We start from the raw sequence: 15,045 nt of genomic DNA on the forward strand, positions 1-15,045 counted from the left end.
CATCGCTCGCCTCGACCAGCCTCGCAATGCTTACCGCCGTGTCGCAGGCCGCGGCCGGCGGCCGCACGCTCGAATGCTACGAGCCGGTGCATCGGCCGGCGATCTACGACACGGTCTATGAAGACGTGATGGTGAGCCCCGGCGGCCAGCTCGTCCACTATGACCCGCCGATCTACGGCACGACCGAGAGCATCGAACAGATCGCCACGCCTCGCATCGGCTATGAAGTCGTACCGGCCGTGACGCGCACCGTCTATCACACGGTCAAGGTGGATGACGGCGGCTATGCCTGGGAATGGCGGGTCATCCACGGCCGCAAGGTGCTGTGCAAGGTGTGGCGTAAGGCGCGCTACGCGCGGGTTGCCACAACGGTCATCGTCGAGCCGGAGCGCGTCCGGCGCGTCGTCCTTCCGGCCGAATACGAAGGCGTCGCCCGCGAGGTGCTGGTGCGGCCAGGAGAGCGGCGCATCACCGAAATCGCGCCCTCATACCGGAGGGTAGCGCGGCGAATGGTGGTGCGGGAAGGCTCGACCGACTGGCGGCGGGTGCATATCCCGCGGCACTGCGTGGACTAGCCGGAAAATCACGCAGGGGTGTTTCCGACCGAGGCGGCATGGCGAGCCCGGCCGGAAAGCCGGCTTAGGCCAGGTCGACGTCGAGGATCGCCATCGAGAAATTATAGTCGCCGTCGTCCTCGTCCTTGAAGACGATGCCGAGGAATTCGTCACCGACATAGACCTCGGCAGAGTCTTCCTTGCGCGGGCGCGCCTTCACCTGCAGCTTGGGATTCTGGAAGACGCGCTTGAAGTAGGCGTCCAGCTTTCTGATTTCGTCTGGCTTCAAAAGTCTTCTCCGAATGCGGCTGTTCGTTGGAACGCGCTTCTGACACGCCGACGATGGCGATGTAAAGGCAAGCCGGCAGCATTACAACCGAGCCTTGAGTGGCGACCGGACTCCGGCCACTGGCGATGACCGCAGAATCAGATGTCGAAGCTGACGACGTGGTCCATCGTCTGCGAGGGCAGGAGCTGGTCCATCTGTCGCGAGGGCTGGTCGCAGCCGGTCTCTCCGACGACCCGCGCCGGCACGCCGGCGACCGTCTTGTTATGCGGCACGGGCGACAGCACCACCGAACCGGCCGCGATCTTCGAGCAATGGCCGATCTCTATGTTGCCGAGTATCTTGGCGCCGGCGCCGATCAGCACGCCGCGGCGGATCTTCGGATGGCGGTCGCCGCTGGCCTTGCCGGTGCCGCCCAGCGTCACGCCGTGCAGGATCGAGACATCGTCCTCGATGACGGCGGTCTGGCCGACCACCAGGCCTGTGGCGTGATCGAGAAAAATGCCCTTGCCGATACGGGCGGCCGGGTTGATATCGGTCTGGAACACCGAGGACGAGCGGCTCTGCAGGTAGAGCGCGAAGTCCCTGCGGCCCTGGTTCCACAGCCAATGCGCCAAACGGTGCGTCTGGATGGCATGAAAGCCCTTGAAATAAAGCACGGGCATGACGAAGCGGTCGCAGGCAGGGTCGCGATCGTAATAGGCTTGGATGTCGACGCGGACCGTCGTGCTCCACTCCGGATCGTCGGCAAGCATGGCCTTGAAGGTCTGCCGGATGAGGTCGGAGCCGATATCCTGATGCGCCAGGCGCTCGGCCAGGCGGTGAATGACCGCTTCTTCCAGGCTCTCCTGGTTGAGGATGGTGGAATAGAGGAAAGCAGCCAGCAACGGATCGCGGTTTACCGCTTCCATCGCCTCATCCCTGATCGCGCGCCAGATCGGGTCGACCGGCTGCACCATGCTGGGGCGGGCTATCGTAACGCTGTTCATCGGCGGTCTCCGGCCTGCTCATTCATCCGGCGGCACATATAGGCCAGATCATAACACGGTTGAACTCAATTTTCCTTAGTGCTTTGTCAAATGAACTTGGTTCACCAAGATTCAAGCGGCGATGGAAAACGAACCCTTGATCGACGATGCGCTGAAAAACGAGCTTGCCGCGCTCTATCAGAGCGCGGATCGCCACTACCACGGCTTGCATCACATCGAAGCGATGCTGGCGTTGGCGGCAGAACACCGGCACCTTCTTGATGATCCAGAAGCAGTCGAAGCGGCGATCTGGTTCCATGACGCGGTCTATGACAGCCGCGCCAAGGACAACGAGGCAAAGAGCGCCGTGCTGGCAGAAAGGAAACTCTCCGGCCGCACCGACCCGGCCCGGCTTGCCCGGATTCTGGCCATGATCAGCGCCACCGCCACGCACCAGTTGCCGCCGCTCGAAGATGAGGGTGCCGCGAGTGATGCCGCCCTTTTCCTCGACATGGACCTCGCGATCCTCGGTGCCGACCCGAACCGCTTCGACGCCTACGAGAAGGCGGTCCGGCGCGAATATGGCTGGGTCGAGGAACCGATCTGGCGCGCCGGCCGCGCGGCTGTCCTGACGAGCTTCCTGGCCCGTCCGCATATTTTCAACACACAATGGTTTCGCGATCGGTTCGAGGCTCGGGCCAGGGAAAATCTGGTCCGATCGCTGCAGGTCCTGCAAGACCAGTCTCAACAGACCTGATCGCCACGCGGAACGTGAACGCCTCTGGGATGACCGAAACCATGGAAAACAACTTCTTCCAACCCGTCGACGCCGCCCAGGTGCCGCGATTTGCCGGGCTTTCCACCTTCATGCGGCTGCCGGCGGTGCCGAACGCGAAGGGGCTCGATATTGCCCTTGTCGGGATTCCTTGGGATGGCGGCACGACCAATCGGGCCGGCGCCCGCCACGGTCCACGCGAAATCAGGAACCAGTCGAGCCTGATGCGCCGCGTCCACCACGTGTCGGGAACCGAGCCGTTCAGCATTGCCAATGTCGCCGATGTGGGAGATCTCTCGGTCAATCCGATCAACTTGCTCGACGGATTGAAGCGCATCGAGGACGGCATTGCCGCCATCGTTGCTGACGGCGCTCTTCCTTTGGCCGCCGGCGGCGATCATCTGACGACCTTGCCGGTGCTGCGCGCCATCGCCCGCAAGGAACCCGTCGGCATGATCCACTTCGACGCGCATTCCGACACGAACGACCGCTACTTCGGCGAGAATCCCTATACACACGGGACGCCCTTTCGCCGCGCGATCGAGGAAGGGCTGCTCGACCCGAAGCGGGTTATTCAGATCGGAATTCGAGGCTCGATCTATGAGCCGGGCGAACACGACTGGGCGACCGCTCAGGGCGTGCGCATCGTATATATGGAAGAGTTCGTCAAACGCGGCACCGCTTCCGTCATGCAGGAAGCACGCGATCTTGTCGGCGACAGCCTCACTTACGTGACCTTCGACATCGATTGCATCGATCCGTCGATGGCCCCTGGCACCGGCACGCCGGAGCTCGGCGGCTTCACCACCCGCGAGGTGCAGGAGCTGGTTCGATTGCTCGACGGATTGAATTTCGCCGGAGCCGATGTCGTCGAGGTCGCGCCTCCTTTTGATATTGGCGGCATGACGGCGCTTGCGGGAGCGACCATGATGTTCGAGCTGCTTTGCGTCATGGCGAAATCCATCGCCGACAGGAGAACGCGCGGCTAAAGCATTCTCCCCGACGTGCTTTCAGTTTCGGGACGAGGACATCGCGTAGGTCAAAAGCAGGTCGCGTTTTGCGCAACCCGCTTTAGACGCGTCGTCGCCCGTAGCGGACGGTATGGGTCAGAGCGGATTTTCGGCGTAGAACTCCAGCACGCGCTGCTTGAAGCTCTTGTCGCCGACGGCGAGCATGTGGTCGCGGCCCTCGATGCGAAAAGCCTCTGCGTGGGGCATCAGCGCGGCAAGCTCGTCAGGCGAGCCGGCGATGTCGTCCTTGGTCCCGACGGCAATCAGGGTCGGCTGGGCGATCCGCGCGACATCGTCCTCGCTCATTGACGCGCGTGAGCCGACGATGCAGACGGCCAGCGCCCGGCGGTCGCTGCGCGTCTGGTCGGCGAAGGCGCGAAACGAGCGGCCGCGCGCATGGCTGATCGTACCGGCATCCTCGGCCAGAAGCGCATCGGCGATTGGATCCCAGTCGCCGACGCCGTCGACAAGACCGATGCCGAGGCCGCCGAACACCAGCGTCGCCACCTTGTCCGGATTGGACAACGCCATGAAGGCGGATACCCGCGCGCCCATCGAATAGCCCATGACATGGGCGTGCTCGATGCCGAGGTGATCGAGCAGCGCGGCCGCGTCCGCGGCCATCTTAACCGGCGTGTAGTCGGCCTCCTGGTAGCTCTTCGTCGAAGAACCGTGGCCGCGATTGTCGAGGGCGATGGCGCGGTACCCCGCGTCGTTCAGCGTCTTGAACCAGCCCGGCGAGACCCAATTGACGTAGTGGCTGGAGGCGAAGCCGTGGATCATCAGCACCGGATCGCCCTGCCCGGACGCCGGCGGGCGGTCGAGGTAAGCGAGTTCGAAGCCGTCGTGGGAAAAATATTGCATCTGGCGCAGCCGCGGTCAGTTGGAGCCGGCGCCCGAGGTCTTATCGATCGCTGGGTGACGCAGGAGATCGCCGTCCTTCAGACCGTCCTTGGCGGCCGTTCCCGCCTTCAGCTCAAGCACAAAGCTTACCGGCTGTCCGGGCGAGATGATCGCCTCCGATTCCGGTTCGCCACGCTTGACGGCCTTGATCCTGCCGTCCTGGCCGATAAAGACCAGGTCGAGCGGCATCGGTGTATTCTTCATCCAGAAATTCACCTCAGCGGGCCGCTCGAACACGAACAGCATGCCGTGATCGTCGGCCATGTCCTTGCGGTACATCAGCCCGGCCTCGCGTTCTTCCGAGCTGTCGGCGATCTCGATTGAGAAGGAATACTTGCCGGAGCCGGTGATCGCGACAAGCCGCGTCGGATCGGCAGGCAGCATCATCGCCTGACCGTCCGCCGAACTCGGTCTCAAGGCGCTGAAAATGGCGGCCAGAGCGATGGCGGCGCAAAGCGCGCCTGCGGTCAGCCAGTTGCGATGAGCCATGTGATACCTCGTCCAGGCCCTGTCCTAGACCATGATCCGAGCGAGTGGAACTGGTTTTTGGACAGGAACGGCCTTGCACCGGGCAGGGCATCCCGATCGCATCGAGAGAGCCCGATGCATGTCGCCCAAAACTGCCAAGCGGTTTTGGCGAACCTGCATCAAGCAAAAAATAAAGTGCGTCGGGCCGCGCTTTAATGCGAGACCGGCAAGGTGCCCATATCGGGGTGTATTTCGGCGGCCATAAGGCCTTTGTCGCCGCGTCCGAAACGGACCAGAACGACCTGGCCGGGCCTCAGCTCGGTAATGCCGTAGCGGCGCAGCGTCTCCATATGGACGAAGATGTCCTCGGTGCCCTCGCCCCGGGTCAGGAAGCCGAAGCCTTTGGTGCGGTTGAACCACTTCACCAGCGCCCGCTCGAGCCCGCTCTCGGCAGTCACGGTGACATGCGTGCGCTGCTCCTGCTCGGCCGGATGCACCGCTGTCGAGGCGTCCATGGAAAGAACCCGGAACGCCTGCAGGCCACGCTCGCCCTGCTTGACGAGACAGACGACGCGCGCGCCTTCCAGCGCGGTCTGAAAGCCATCTCTTCGAAGACATGTCACATGGAGGAGAATATCACCCGAGACGCCGTCGTCCGGAAGAATGAAGCCGTAGCCCTTGGCCACGTCGAACCATTTGATAGCGCCGGCGATTTCGACAAGCCCGGCGGAGTCGCCGCCACTGTCTCGCGTCAAGGCGTCGTCAAGGCTTCCGTCCCGCCTCGTAAAAGAGGCTTTTTCCCCCATAAGAACGCCCCCTTTTCCAACTGCAACCGCTAGTGATTCTTGCCATCAGATTAACACTGCGGCTTCCGGGGTGTGCAAGACCTGACGTGCCTTTTTTCACCGTTGAGCACCGGAAAGCCTCAATTGTTGTTTACCGGCGCGGCCTGAAGCGCAAAGGGGCGGCTGAAATCGATCCCTCCATCGGTTTTGTCGGACGATTGCCCTTTGGCGGAGCGGCTCCTATGGTGCGCCGCAAACGTAACGCCGCGAGGAATCCGATATGCGCTATCTTCACACAATGGTCCGCGTCGCCGACATTGATCAATCGCTCGATTTCTACTGCAACAAGCTCGGCCTCAAGGAAGTGCGTCGCTACGAGAACGAGCAGGGACGCTACACGCTGATCTTCCTCGCCGCACCCGATGACGAGCAAAGCGGCATTGCCGAGAAGGCGCCGCTGGTCGAACTGACCTACAATTGGGATCCGGAGGAGTACAAAGGCGGCCGCAACTTCGGCCACCTTGCCTATGAGGTCGACGACATCTACGCCACCTGCCAGAAGCTGATGGACAATGGCGTGACCATCAACCGGCCGCCGCGCGACGGCAACATGGCCTTCATTCGCTCGCCGGACGGCATCTCCATCGAGCTCCTGCAGAAAGGCCCGGCCAAGGCAAAGGCGGAGCCATGGGCCTCAATGTCGAATACGGGAAGCTGGTAGGCGCCTGCCCTTCCCGGGGATTTGACCGGCCGGTCTATGGCGTTTTGCCGGATCGCGCCTATCTAAGCGCTTGTGGCGCCAGCCAGATCAGGCTGGCGCTTTTCTTGATCCGCCGGGAGAATTTCATGCCGACCAGCCGCGCCGACGTCGCCACTGAAAACGCCAGCCGCTATCTGCAGCAGCTCTGCAAGCACTGGGCGCACAAGTTCCCGGTCGAATTCGACCCGCATCACGGCGCCATCCAGCTCTCGCTCGGCCGCACCGTGATGGATGCAGACGACAAGGCTCTCCACATCGCGGTCGCCGCTGACGACGCCGCCTCGCTCGAGCGGCTGGAAACCGTGGTCGCCGACCACATCAAGCGCTTCGCCTTCCGCGAGGAGCTGACCTTCGACTGGCAGAAGGCTGCCTGAAAGAATTGAGCGTCAGCCGGCGGCCTTGCTAGCCATTTCGAGCAGCGCAAGCACGCTGCGCCAGTTCCGCGCCGTGCCCGGCACCTTGAGCGTTCGCCCAATAAGGTTGGCAAACACCGATTTGCCAAGCCCTTCCGGCGCATGCAGGTAAAGCACGTCGCCTTTGATCTCGAAGCGCTCCGGGCCGGCAGACTTTTCCGCCAGCCGCTTCGCCTCTTCCGCGGTCGGCTCTCGCTCCAGCGCATAGGCATGCAGCTTGGTAGGCTCGCCCGCAACCTCCGGATAGGGATTGTCCTTCACCAGGCGCTCGAACCAGCCGGCATTGCGCACCATGATGCGGGAATTGAACCCCCATTTCTTCTCGAAGGCCGCTTCGAGTGCTTTGGTCAGCGCCGCAGCGTCGCTGTTGTTGGCACGAAACACGACGTTGCCGCTTTGCACGTAGGTCGATACGTCTGTGAAGCCGAGGTCTTCGAAGAACGACCTCAGCTCCGCCATCTTGACGATGCGGTTGCCAGCGACATTGATGCCGGAAAACAGGGCTACGAACACCGTTCCTTTGTCGCCCGTTTTTGGCCCGCTCATATGATGAACCCCGCGAGCGTCTCGTTGTCGGTGATGTCCTGATACTGCACGCCCTCGGCGTCGAAATTGGCCTTCAGCAGATCGAAATTGCGCCGGTCCTTGGTCTCGATGCCGATCAGCACAGAGCCGAAATTGCGCGCCGACTTCTTGAGATACTCGAAGCGCGTGATGTCGTCGTCCGGGCCGAGCATTTCGAGGAAATCGCGCAATGCGCCCGGCCGCTGCGGGAAGCGGATGATGAAGTACTTCTTCAGCCCTTCGAAACGCAGCGCCCGTTCCTTGACGTCCGGCAGGCGCTCGAAATCGAAATTGCCGCCCGAGACGATCGCGACGATGGTCTTGCCCCTCATCTCCTTGCGGGAAAAGTCCTTGAGCGCGTCGATCGCCAATGCGCCGGCTGGCTCCAGCACCACGCCCTCGACATTGAGCATCTCGATCATCGTCGCGCAAAGTCGGTTTTCCGGGACAAGGCGCACCGCGTCAGCGGTGAATTCCTTGAGATGGCGCAGCGGCTCGCGGCCGATTTCAGCCACCGCCGCGCCATCGACGAAGTTGTCGACCTTGGCGAGCCTGACCCGCTTGCCACCGGCGAGACTCTCGCTAAGGCTAGGCGCCCCCGCCGGCTCGCAGAACACGAAGCGCAATTCAGGTTGCCGGTCGGCGAAATAGTGGGTGACGCCGGCAGCCAGGCCGCCTCCGCCCACCGGCAGCATGACGATGTCGGGCATGCGCCCGCCCGGCATCTGGGTTGCGATCTCGTAGGCGACGGTCGCCTGCCCCTCGATGATGTCCTTGTGGTCGAAGGGCGGCACCATATGCGCGCCGGCGGCTTCGGTGAATTCGGAGGCGGCGCGATAGCAATCGTCGAAGAAGTCGCCGACCAGCCTGATCTCGACGAAATCGCCGCCGAAAAGCCGCGTCTTGTCGATCTTCTGCTGCGGCGTCGTCACGGGCATGAACACCACGCCCTTTTTGCCGAAATGGCGGCAGACGAAGGCAAAGCCCTGCGCGTGGTTGCCCGCCGAGGCGCAGACGAACAGCTCGGCATTGTTGCCGGCGGCGAGCGCCTTGCGGAAGAAGTTGAAGGCGCCCCTGATCTTGTAGGAGCGGACCGGCGTCAGGTCCTCGCGCTTCAGGAGGACGCGGGCGCCGGTCTTTTTCGACAGATAGTCGTTCTCCTGCAGCGGCGTTTCCGGAAAGATCCCGCGGATCGCCTCCGCGGCGCCTGCGACGCGGGAAGAAAAACTGTTCATGAGGCAACCGGCTCCGAGACCATGTGGTTCGCAGCCCAAGCCTATTGCATAGTTTGGTTTTCGCGGCCACCGATGCAGCCGCTCGCCGGCCTGCTGCGGCCACTTTGGTTTTCGCGCAACAGTGCCAAGGCGGTTGGCACCCGCCGATCAAATTTCCGCTGGACACGACTTACTTCCGCCGCACTTCCCCTGTCCGGGAGATTTCGCGGAGGCAGATGGCCAATTGCGGCCGGAATGGAAGTTTCGACGTGCATTTGAAGACGATTTGCATCATTGCCCTGGCCTTGCTGGTTGTAGGCTGCGCGGGACGACCGTCACAGGAAATCCTGGGCAGCGTCGTGGTGCCGACGACGGCGACCGAGATCGCCGGCAACCATTCGATCTTCATCGCCACCACCCGCAAGCGCTCAGACGACCCGAACAAGGTTTTCGACGGCGAGCGCTCGGCGACGCTCAATTACGCCCGCGTCAACGTCACCGTCCCGCCGGTTCATGAGACTGGTCAGATCGAGCGCCGCTCGCGCGGGACGTCGAACGATCCGACCAAATATTTCATGGCTTCCGAGGTCGTCGGCTACGACACGCAGCCGAAATTCTCCAGCGCGCTCAATGCCGACATCGACGCCCGCGGCGGCCGCGTCATGGTCTTCGTCCACGGCTACAACACCGGCTTCGACGATGCCGTCTACCGTCTGACCCAGATCGTTCACGATTCCGGATATCCCGGCACGCCGGTGCTTTTTTCATGGGCTTCGGGCGCCAAGACCACCGACTATGTCTATGACAAGGAAAGTGCCGCCGCCGCCCGCGACCAGTTGGAAGTGACGCTGAGAATGCTGGCGCAGACCGGTGCGCGCCGCATCGACATCGTCGCCCATTCGATGGGGACGTGGGTGACGATGGAAACACTGCGACAGCTCGCCATCACCGGTGACCGCGACCTCGGCGGCAAGCTCGGCGATGTTCTCCTGGCCTCGCCCGACATCGACGTCGATGTCTTCAAGAGCCAGATGCGCCGCTACGGCAAGCCCGACAAGCCGTTCATCCTGCTCCTGTCGGACGACGACCGCGCTCTCCGGCTCTCCGGCCTGATTGCCGGTGCACGGCCGCGCGTCGGCGACTACAGGGACGCGGCCGACCTCGCCTCCTACGGCGTCACGGTGGTCGACCTCTCCAAGGTGAAGGGCAACGACAGCTTCAACCACACCAAATTCGCCGACAACCCGATGCTGGTGAAGATGATCGGCCAGCGGCTGCGCCAGGACGACGGCTTTGCCAGCGACCGCGACGTCACCGACCGGATCAGCCAGCTCGCCACTCAATAACCGTGTTCACGCGGTTGCCGCCCTGCACGGACTTTGAACTGGACCAGACCGCTCGCTGGCTTTATCGAAGGAGCCCGAGAGGTTTGCCGCCCTTGGGGGATCCCGGGTGATCGTGCGTTGGAAGATCGTCCTTGGCCTTGCCTTCACGCTCGCCCTGACGGGCTGCGCCGGGCAGAACGCGCATGACCTGCTCAATCGGAAGGCCGTTACCGCGCCTGCATCCGAAATTGCGGCCAAGCACGAGATCTTCGTCGCCACGACCCGGCAGCAGGCGACCAAGGACCCGCGGCAGGTTTTCGACGGCGACCGTTCGCTGACCACCAGCTACGCGCGCGTCGATGTCACGGTTCCAAAGACCCACCAGGTTGGCGCGATCGAGCGCGCCAAGGGTTCGGCCGACAGCATTCCGGCCAGGCAGTTCACCGCAACCGATGTCGTCCACTATGGGAACGCTTCGCAATTCGCGAAGGCGGTCGGCACCGATATTGCCATACGCGGCGACCGCGCCCTGGTCTTCGTGCACGGCTTCAACAACGGCTTCGACGATGGCGTTTACCGCCTGACGCAGATCGCGCACGACACGAATTATCCGGGCACACCGGTGCTGTTCTCGTGGGCGTCGAGCGGCAAGACGACCGGCTACATTTATGACAAGGACAGCTCCACCGCCGCGCGCGACGACCTGGAAGCGACACTGAGGATGCTTGCCAAGTCACGCGCCAAAAGCATTGACATCATTGCCCATTCGATGGGGACCTGGCTGACGATGGAAGCTTTGCGCCAGCTCGCCATCACCGGCGACCGGGATCTCAACGGCAAGCTCGGCTACGTCATCCTCGCCTCGCCTGACATCGACGTGGATGTCTTCAAGAAGCAGATGATCCGCTACGGCAAGCCCGACAAGCCTTTCGCCATCCTTCTCTCGGGCGACGACCGGGCGCTCAAGCTGTCCAGCTTCATTTCCGGCGAAAAGCCGCGCGTCGGCGATTACGACAACGCGGCAGATCTCGCCAACTACGGCGTGACGGTTGTCGATCTGACCCAAACCAAGGGCGGAGACCGGTTGAACCATGCCAAATTCGCCGACAATCCGATCCTGGTGCAGTTGCTGGGCAATCGACTGCGCACGCCTGCCGGTCTTGCCTCCGACGAGCCGGATCCAACGCAGCTCAACAATATCGGTCAGGGTCTCGGCAAGGCGGTCGGCTCGGTCGCCGAGGTGGTCATCACCACGCCGTTCAGGGTGCTGACGATCGCCACCGGCGGCTGAGCACCGGTTAGGGCGTGTCGAGGTTCGGTCAGGCTGACCTCACCCGAACATCGGCACATGCTAGACGAACAGATCGACCTTCTGGAACGACGTCACGTCGACAAGGCCGACATCGGAAATCCTGAGTTCCGGGATGACGACCAGCGCCAGCAGCGAATGCTGCATGTAGGCGTTGTTGAGCGAACAGCCGACCTTGCGCATCGCTTCCGTCAACTGCTCGGCCTTGGCCGCGACGATCTCCGCGCGCTCGTCCGACATCAGCCCTGCGATCGGCATTTCCACGAGCGCTAGTTCCTTGCCCTTGGAGTAAAGCACGACGCCGCCGCCGACCTCGCTCAGCCGGTTGACGGCTAAAGCCATGTCCTCCTTGTTGGTCCCGACGGCGATGATGTGGTGCGCATCATGCGCCACGCTCGAGGCCATCGCGCAGTCTTCCACATAGCCGAAGCCCGACACGAAGGCGTTGGTGACGCCGCCCGTGCCCCTGTGGCGTTCAACCAGGGCGATCTGGCAAATGTCGTTGCGGCGATCCATGGCGACCAGCCCGTCCTCGACGGGCAGGTCGGCCTCGAGCGCTCTGGTCGGCGCCTGGTTTTCGATAACGCCGATCACCCGCGCCCGCACCTCGTTGGCACCCTGGGGCGCGGCGATGTCAAAGTCAGAGGCCTTGAGCCTTTTGCCGAGCTTGACCGTGTTTTTCGCCGTCCCGGGATAATCATAGGCCGGAATGTCGATCTCGAGCTTGCCGGCTTTCGCCAGCCTGACGCCGCGGCCATAGACCTCGTCTATCGTCATCTGGGCAAGATCGGACACGATCAAAAGATCCGCCAGCCGCCCCGGCGCGATCGAACCGACCTCGCGCTCCAGCCTGAAATGCTGGGCGGTGTTGAGCGTCGCCATCTGGATCGCCGTCACCGGCTTCAGGCCCTGGCTGATGGCGTGCCGCACCACCCGATCCATATGACCCTCATGCACCAGCGTGCCGGAATGGCTGTCGTCGGTGCACAGGATGAAGTTGCGCGGGTCGATGCCGCCTTCGGTGACCGCCTTGATCTGCGCAGCGACGTCGTACCAGGCGGACCCCAGCCTAAGCATCGCCTTCATGCCCTGACGCACGCGGGCGATCGCATCCTCGGCGCGCGTGCCCTCATGGTCATCCTCGGCGCCGCCGGCGACATAGCCGTGGAACGGCAACCCGAGATCGCGCGAGGCATAGTGGCCGCCGACGGTTTTCCCGGCCTTCACCGTCTCGGCGATCTCGCCCGACATCACCGGATCGTTGGCGGCGACTCCCGGGAAATTCATCACTTCGCCAAGGCCGATGATATTCTCCCAGGTCATCGCCTCGGCGACGTCTGCAACCGTAAGCTCCGCGCCGGCATGCTCCAGGCCGGGCGCCGAAGGCACGCAGGACGGCATTTGCACATGGACGTTGATCGGCATCGCGACCGCCTCGTCATGCATCAGCCGAACGCCCGGCAGGCCCAGAACATTGGCGATCTCGTGCGGATCGATGAACATCGAGGTGGTGCCGTGCGGGATCACGGCGCGGCAGAATTCCGTCACCGTGACCATGCCGCTTTCGACGTGCATGTGCGCATCGCAGAGGCCGGGCACCAGATAGCGGCCGCCCGCATCGACCACCTTGGTCCCCTGCCCGATCGTATGACCGGCATTCGGGCCGCAATAGGCGAAGCGTCCGGCGGCGACGGCGATGTCGGTGCCCGGAATGATCTCGCCCGAATGGACATTCACCCAGCGTCCGTTGCGGATCACGAGATCGGCAGGCCGGCGCCCCATCGCGACGTCGACCAGTTGCGTCGCCACTTCGGTCCAGGGCTTGGGTTTCGTCGGATTGGTGCCGGTCGCCATGAAGAACTCCTGTTTGCCCGACTGTGCCAAGCTGGCGCGGTTTTGACCAGTTGGCAAAACTGCTTTGTTTTTAAGGCAGGACCGGCTCCCGACAGATCTCCCCTGCGGCAGCAGGGCGAAATCTCGCCTAGACTGGATCTCCGGCTATTCGGGTTGCAGAAGAGATGGCAAAAACGATCCGGTTCGCAATCTTCATGCTGTCGGCATGTTGCGCCGGCCTGGCCTTCTTCACCTTGCATTCATTCTGGGCATGGGCCGCGCCGATCGCCATCTTCATCGCCGGCTCCTCACTAGGCGAATATGCTTTCACACGGCTGGCCAAGTCCGACGAGAAACAGCGTGACCTGGAAGATCGCGTGCGCAACCCGCCGAAGTAAACCACTGTTGCAGGAATACAATTCCGTTTTCGGGCGAATAACGCTAGGTTGCACCGAGAAGTTTTCGAAACCGCCATTTCGGAGCGCTCGATGGGTCGCCTGACACTTGCCAGTGCCGGCTTTTTCGCCCTGCTGTCCGGGCCGGCCTTGGCCGCGGACGCGATCGCCGACCTGCCCATGACTGCGCCGGGCTTCGATTGGACAGGCTATTATGCCGGCCTGCAGGCCGGCTATGGCTGGGGCTCATCTGACATCTCCGGCACCGAAGGCGAGCCGTTCGCCGCTTCTCCCGATGTCGACGGCGGCTTCGTCGGCGGCCATGTCGCCGGCCTCTGGCAGTTCAATCAGGCGGTGATCGGCGCGCGCGCTGAGCTCAACTATGCCTCGATCGACGGTTCGGCCTTGCTCGACCCTGGCAATGCCGTCGGCACCGAGGTCAAATGGCTGGGATCGATCAATGCCGAAGCCGGCTTGGCGGTCGATCGCTGGCTGATCTATGGCGTCGGGGGCGTCGCCTTCGCCGGTATCGAGACCTCGCAAGATGTCGGCGGCAGCGGCTTCGCCAGGACACGCACCGGCACCGGCTGGACGATCGGCGCCGGGGTCGACTATGCGCTGAGCAGCAACATCGTCGTCGGCGCCCAATACCGTTACTACGATTTCGGCAAGGAGCATTTCGACGTCCCGGACGACTTCTCCGATCGTGATCAGGACCTGAAGCTCCATACCCTGGGCGTAAACTTCAGCTACAAATTCTGATTTGCGGAGCAGCTACGCGGAAAATCCAACCGCATCCTTCAAGGAAAATCCCGATTGGCGGAACTTCATGCCAAAGGGATTTGTCGAGCATGTCAGCGCGCGTGCTAACCCAGCCGCTCCACAATGGTCCTTGCACAAGGTACGCCTCAACAAACGCCCACGTGGCTGCGCCTCTAAGCGCTGAGGAATCCCATAATGATAATGATGGTAGCGGTGGTTGTCTCACTCGGTTTGGCGATCTTCCTAGTGGAACGCTACGACCTGTTCGACGGGAAGAAGTGGCGGCGCGCATCGGAACCGAAGATCGCTCGAGCCTATATGCTGCTATTTGTGACCGTCGCCCTTGCCGGCGCGGCGGTGTTCTTTCACGAGGCCGTGGTTGCTAAAGTGATAACACCGACCGAACGGCTCCCAGGGTAAGTAGCTAGCGCTTCACTTACCCTAGTGCTAATCGGTGCGCCGCGAGCCACACATGAACTCTGGCAATCGTGTGGGATTTTTCGTGGGAGATCGGTGGTAAAACCCCACCATGTGGGAGTGGGCGTGGCGGAACTGGTATACGCAGCAGACTTAAAATCTGCCGGTGTTTCAAGCACTTACGGGTTCAAATCCCGTCGCCCACACCAACTCGTCAAAGGGACTTAAAATCCCTCGATCTCTGATCGTACGGGTTCGATTCCCGTCGTCCGCACCACCCTTCGCTCCTCGCTTCGGGTGGCAG

18 protein-coding genes and 1 tRNA gene are annotated in these 15,045 nt (G+C 62.6%); 11 read left to right on the forward strand and 8 right to left on the reverse strand.

Annotated features, from left to right (window positions below):
- Window positions 1–26: 26 nt before the first annotated feature.
- A complete protein-coding gene (locus CK224_RS02235) occupies window positions 27–575 on the forward strand; it encodes a hypothetical protein (RefSeq protein WP_095780649.1) in 549 nt (182 codons plus the stop codon).
- A gap of 64 nt (window positions 576–639) precedes the next feature.
- On the opposite strand, the gene CK224_RS02240 is transcribed toward CK224_RS02235, so the two are convergent.
- Both CK224_RS02240 and cysE read right to left on the reverse strand, forming a co-directional pair.
- Window positions 640–843, reverse strand: coding sequence for a DUF3126 family protein (locus CK224_RS02240; protein ID WP_040969488.1), 204 nt, complete (start codon window positions 841–843; stop codon window positions 640–642).
- A 137-nt stretch (window positions 844–980) separates the two neighbouring features.
- Window positions 981–1,829 (reverse strand): serine O-acetyltransferase, encoded by an 849-nt coding sequence (cysE, locus tag CK224_RS02245; protein ID WP_095780650.1) that lies wholly within the window; start codon window positions 1,827–1,829, stop codon window positions 981–983.
- 121 nt (window positions 1,830–1,950) lie between these two features.
- Between cysE and CK224_RS02250 the strand changes: the two genes are divergently transcribed.
- Together CK224_RS02250 and speB are read left to right on the forward strand one after the other, a co-directional pair.
- Window positions 1,951–2,565: a hypothetical protein gene (locus tag CK224_RS02250; RefSeq protein ID WP_095780651.1), complete on the forward strand. Its 615-nt coding sequence runs from the start codon at window positions 1,951–1,953 to the stop codon at window positions 2,563–2,565.
- 41 nt (window positions 2,566–2,606) lie between these two features.
- Entirely contained in the window at window positions 2,607–3,572 is a 966-nt protein-coding gene (speB, locus tag CK224_RS02255; protein ID WP_095780896.1) for an agmatinase, read from the forward strand.
- A 117-nt stretch (window positions 3,573–3,689) separates the two neighbouring features.
- Here the strand turns inward: speB and CK224_RS02260 are convergent, their stop codons facing one another.
- From CK224_RS02260 to CK224_RS02270, 3 genes are all read right to left on the reverse strand, one after another.
- On the reverse strand, window positions 3,690–4,457 hold the full coding sequence (locus tag CK224_RS02260) for an alpha/beta fold hydrolase (RefSeq protein WP_095780652.1): 768 nt from the start codon (window positions 4,455–4,457) through the stop codon (window positions 3,690–3,692).
- Between the two features lie 15 nt (window positions 4,458–4,472).
- Window positions 4,473–4,985, reverse strand: a complete 513-nt coding sequence (locus CK224_RS02265; protein ID WP_095780653.1) for a DUF192 domain-containing protein — start codon at window positions 4,983–4,985, stop codon at window positions 4,473–4,475.
- A 191-nt stretch (window positions 4,986–5,176) separates the two neighbouring features.
- On the reverse strand, window positions 5,177–5,770 hold the full coding sequence (locus CK224_RS02270; protein WP_066998870.1) for a cold-shock protein: 594 nt from the start codon (window positions 5,768–5,770) through the stop codon (window positions 5,177–5,179).
- Between the two features lie 259 nt (window positions 5,771–6,029).
- On the opposite strand from CK224_RS02270, the gene gloA reads away from it, so the two are divergent.
- Both gloA and CK224_RS02280 read left to right on the forward strand, forming a co-directional pair.
- Window positions 6,030–6,470, forward strand: a complete 441-nt coding sequence (gene gloA / locus CK224_RS02275; RefSeq protein WP_066998873.1) for a lactoylglutathione lyase — start codon at window positions 6,030–6,032, stop codon at window positions 6,468–6,470.
- A gap of 125 nt (window positions 6,471–6,595) precedes the next feature.
- A complete protein-coding gene (locus CK224_RS02280) occupies window positions 6,596–6,883 on the forward strand; it encodes a DUF2218 domain-containing protein (RefSeq protein WP_067328442.1) in 288 nt (95 codons plus the stop codon).
- A 12-nt stretch (window positions 6,884–6,895) separates the two neighbouring features.
- Here the strand turns inward: CK224_RS02280 and CK224_RS02285 are convergent, their stop codons facing one another.
- Both CK224_RS02285 and ilvA read right to left on the reverse strand, forming a co-directional pair.
- A complete protein-coding gene (locus CK224_RS02285) occupies window positions 6,896–7,468 on the reverse strand; it encodes a DUF1697 domain-containing protein (protein ID WP_095780654.1) in 573 nt (190 codons plus the stop codon).
- The gene (ilvA, locus tag CK224_RS02290) at window positions 7,465–8,721 is read right to left on the reverse strand and encodes a threonine ammonia-lyase IlvA (RefSeq protein ID WP_095780655.1); all 1,257 of its coding nucleotides are present in this window, start codon (window positions 8,719–8,721) and stop codon (window positions 7,465–7,467) included. The genes CK224_RS02285 and ilvA overlap by 4 nt, the downstream gene beginning before the upstream one ends.
- A 215-nt stretch (window positions 8,722–8,936) precedes the next feature.
- On the opposite strand from ilvA, the gene CK224_RS02295 reads away from it, so the two are divergent.
- Together CK224_RS02295 and CK224_RS02300 are read left to right on the forward strand one after the other, a co-directional pair.
- Window positions 8,937–10,046 carry an alpha/beta hydrolase gene (locus CK224_RS02295; RefSeq protein WP_164747326.1) on the forward strand — a complete coding sequence of 370 codons (1,110 nt, stop codon included), beginning with the start codon at window positions 8,937–8,939 and terminating at the stop codon, window positions 10,044–10,046.
- Window positions 10,047–10,152: 106 nt separating this feature from the next.
- Window positions 10,153–11,316 (forward strand): alpha/beta hydrolase, encoded by a 1,164-nt coding sequence (locus tag CK224_RS02300; protein ID WP_095780656.1) that lies wholly within the window; start codon window positions 10,153–10,155, stop codon window positions 11,314–11,316.
- A 60-nt stretch (window positions 11,317–11,376) separates the two neighbouring features.
- On the opposite strand, the gene ade is transcribed toward CK224_RS02300, so the two are convergent.
- Window positions 11,377–13,188, reverse strand: a complete 1,812-nt coding sequence (gene ade / locus CK224_RS02305; RefSeq protein ID WP_095780657.1) for an adenine deaminase — start codon at window positions 13,186–13,188, stop codon at window positions 11,377–11,379.
- 164 nt (window positions 13,189–13,352) lie between these two features.
- Between ade and CK224_RS02310 the strand changes: the two genes are divergently transcribed.
- The 4 genes from CK224_RS02310 to CK224_RS02325 all read left to right on the forward strand — a co-directional run bounded on the left by CK224_RS02310 (window position 13,353) and on the right by CK224_RS02325 (window position 14,950).
- The gene (locus tag CK224_RS02310; RefSeq protein ID WP_095780658.1) at window positions 13,353–13,565 is read left to right on the forward strand and encodes a hypothetical protein; all 213 of its coding nucleotides are present in this window, start codon (window positions 13,353–13,355) and stop codon (window positions 13,563–13,565) included.
- A 90-nt stretch (window positions 13,566–13,655) separates the two neighbouring features.
- Complete coding sequence (locus CK224_RS02315; RefSeq protein WP_066998895.1) at window positions 13,656–14,324, forward strand: outer membrane protein; 669 nt, start codon at window positions 13,656–13,658, stop codon at window positions 14,322–14,324.
- A gap of 246 nt (window positions 14,325–14,570) precedes the next feature.
- A complete protein-coding gene (locus tag CK224_RS31145; RefSeq protein WP_156752709.1) occupies window positions 14,571–14,744 on the forward strand; it encodes a hypothetical protein in 174 nt (57 codons plus the stop codon).
- A gap of 117 nt (window positions 14,745–14,861) precedes the next feature.
- Window positions 14,862–14,950 (forward strand) — tRNA-Leu (locus tag CK224_RS02325).
- Window positions 14,951–15,045: the final 95 nt, after the last annotated feature.

Source organism: Mesorhizobium sp. WSM3862, assembly GCF_002294985.1.
Classification (GTDB): domain Bacteria; phylum Pseudomonadota; class Alphaproteobacteria; order Rhizobiales; family Rhizobiaceae; genus Mesorhizobium.

Excerpts from the sequence above, each read along its gene's own strand:
- CK224_RS02235 (WP_095780649.1), top strand. The coding sequence starts at position 27 with ATGCTTACCGCCGTGTCGCAGGCCGCGGCCGGCGGCCGCACGCTCGAA.
- cysE (WP_095780650.1), bottom strand. The coding sequence starts at position 1,829 with ATGAACAGCGTTACGATAGCCCGCCCCAGCATGGTGCAGCCGGTCGAC.
- CK224_RS02250 (WP_095780651.1), top strand. The coding sequence starts at position 1,951 with ATGGAAAACGAACCCTTGATCGACGATGCGCTGAAAAACGAGCTTGCC.
- speB (WP_095780896.1), top strand. The coding sequence starts at position 2,607 with ATGGAAAACAACTTCTTCCAACCCGTCGACGCCGCCCAGGTGCCGCGA.
- CK224_RS02260 (WP_095780652.1), bottom strand. The coding sequence starts at position 4,457 with ATGCAATATTTTTCCCACGACGGCTTCGAACTCGCTTACCTCGACCGC.
- CK224_RS02265 (WP_095780653.1), bottom strand. The coding sequence starts at position 4,985 with ATGGCTCATCGCAACTGGCTGACCGCAGGCGCGCTTTGCGCCGCCATC.
- CK224_RS02270 (WP_066998870.1), bottom strand. The coding sequence starts at position 5,770 with ATGGGGGAAAAAGCCTCTTTTACGAGGCGGGACGGAAGCCTTGACGAC.
- gloA (WP_066998873.1), top strand. The coding sequence starts at position 6,030 with ATGCGCTATCTTCACACAATGGTCCGCGTCGCCGACATTGATCAATCG.
- CK224_RS02280 (WP_067328442.1), top strand. The coding sequence starts at position 6,596 with ATGCCGACCAGCCGCGCCGACGTCGCCACTGAAAACGCCAGCCGCTAT.
- CK224_RS02285 (WP_095780654.1), bottom strand. The coding sequence starts at position 7,468 with ATGAGCGGGCCAAAAACGGGCGACAAAGGAACGGTGTTCGTAGCCCTG.
- ilvA (WP_095780655.1), bottom strand. The coding sequence starts at position 8,721 with ATGAACAGTTTTTCTTCCCGCGTCGCAGGCGCCGCGGAGGCGATCCGC.
- CK224_RS02295 (WP_164747326.1), top strand. The coding sequence starts at position 8,937 with ATGGCCAATTGCGGCCGGAATGGAAGTTTCGACGTGCATTTGAAGACG.
- ade (WP_095780657.1), bottom strand. The coding sequence starts at position 13,188 with ATGGCGACCGGCACCAATCCGACGAAACCCAAGCCCTGGACCGAAGTG.
- CK224_RS02310 (WP_095780658.1), top strand. The coding sequence starts at position 13,353 with ATGGCAAAAACGATCCGGTTCGCAATCTTCATGCTGTCGGCATGTTGC.
- CK224_RS02315 (WP_066998895.1), top strand. The coding sequence starts at position 13,656 with ATGGGTCGCCTGACACTTGCCAGTGCCGGCTTTTTCGCCCTGCTGTCC.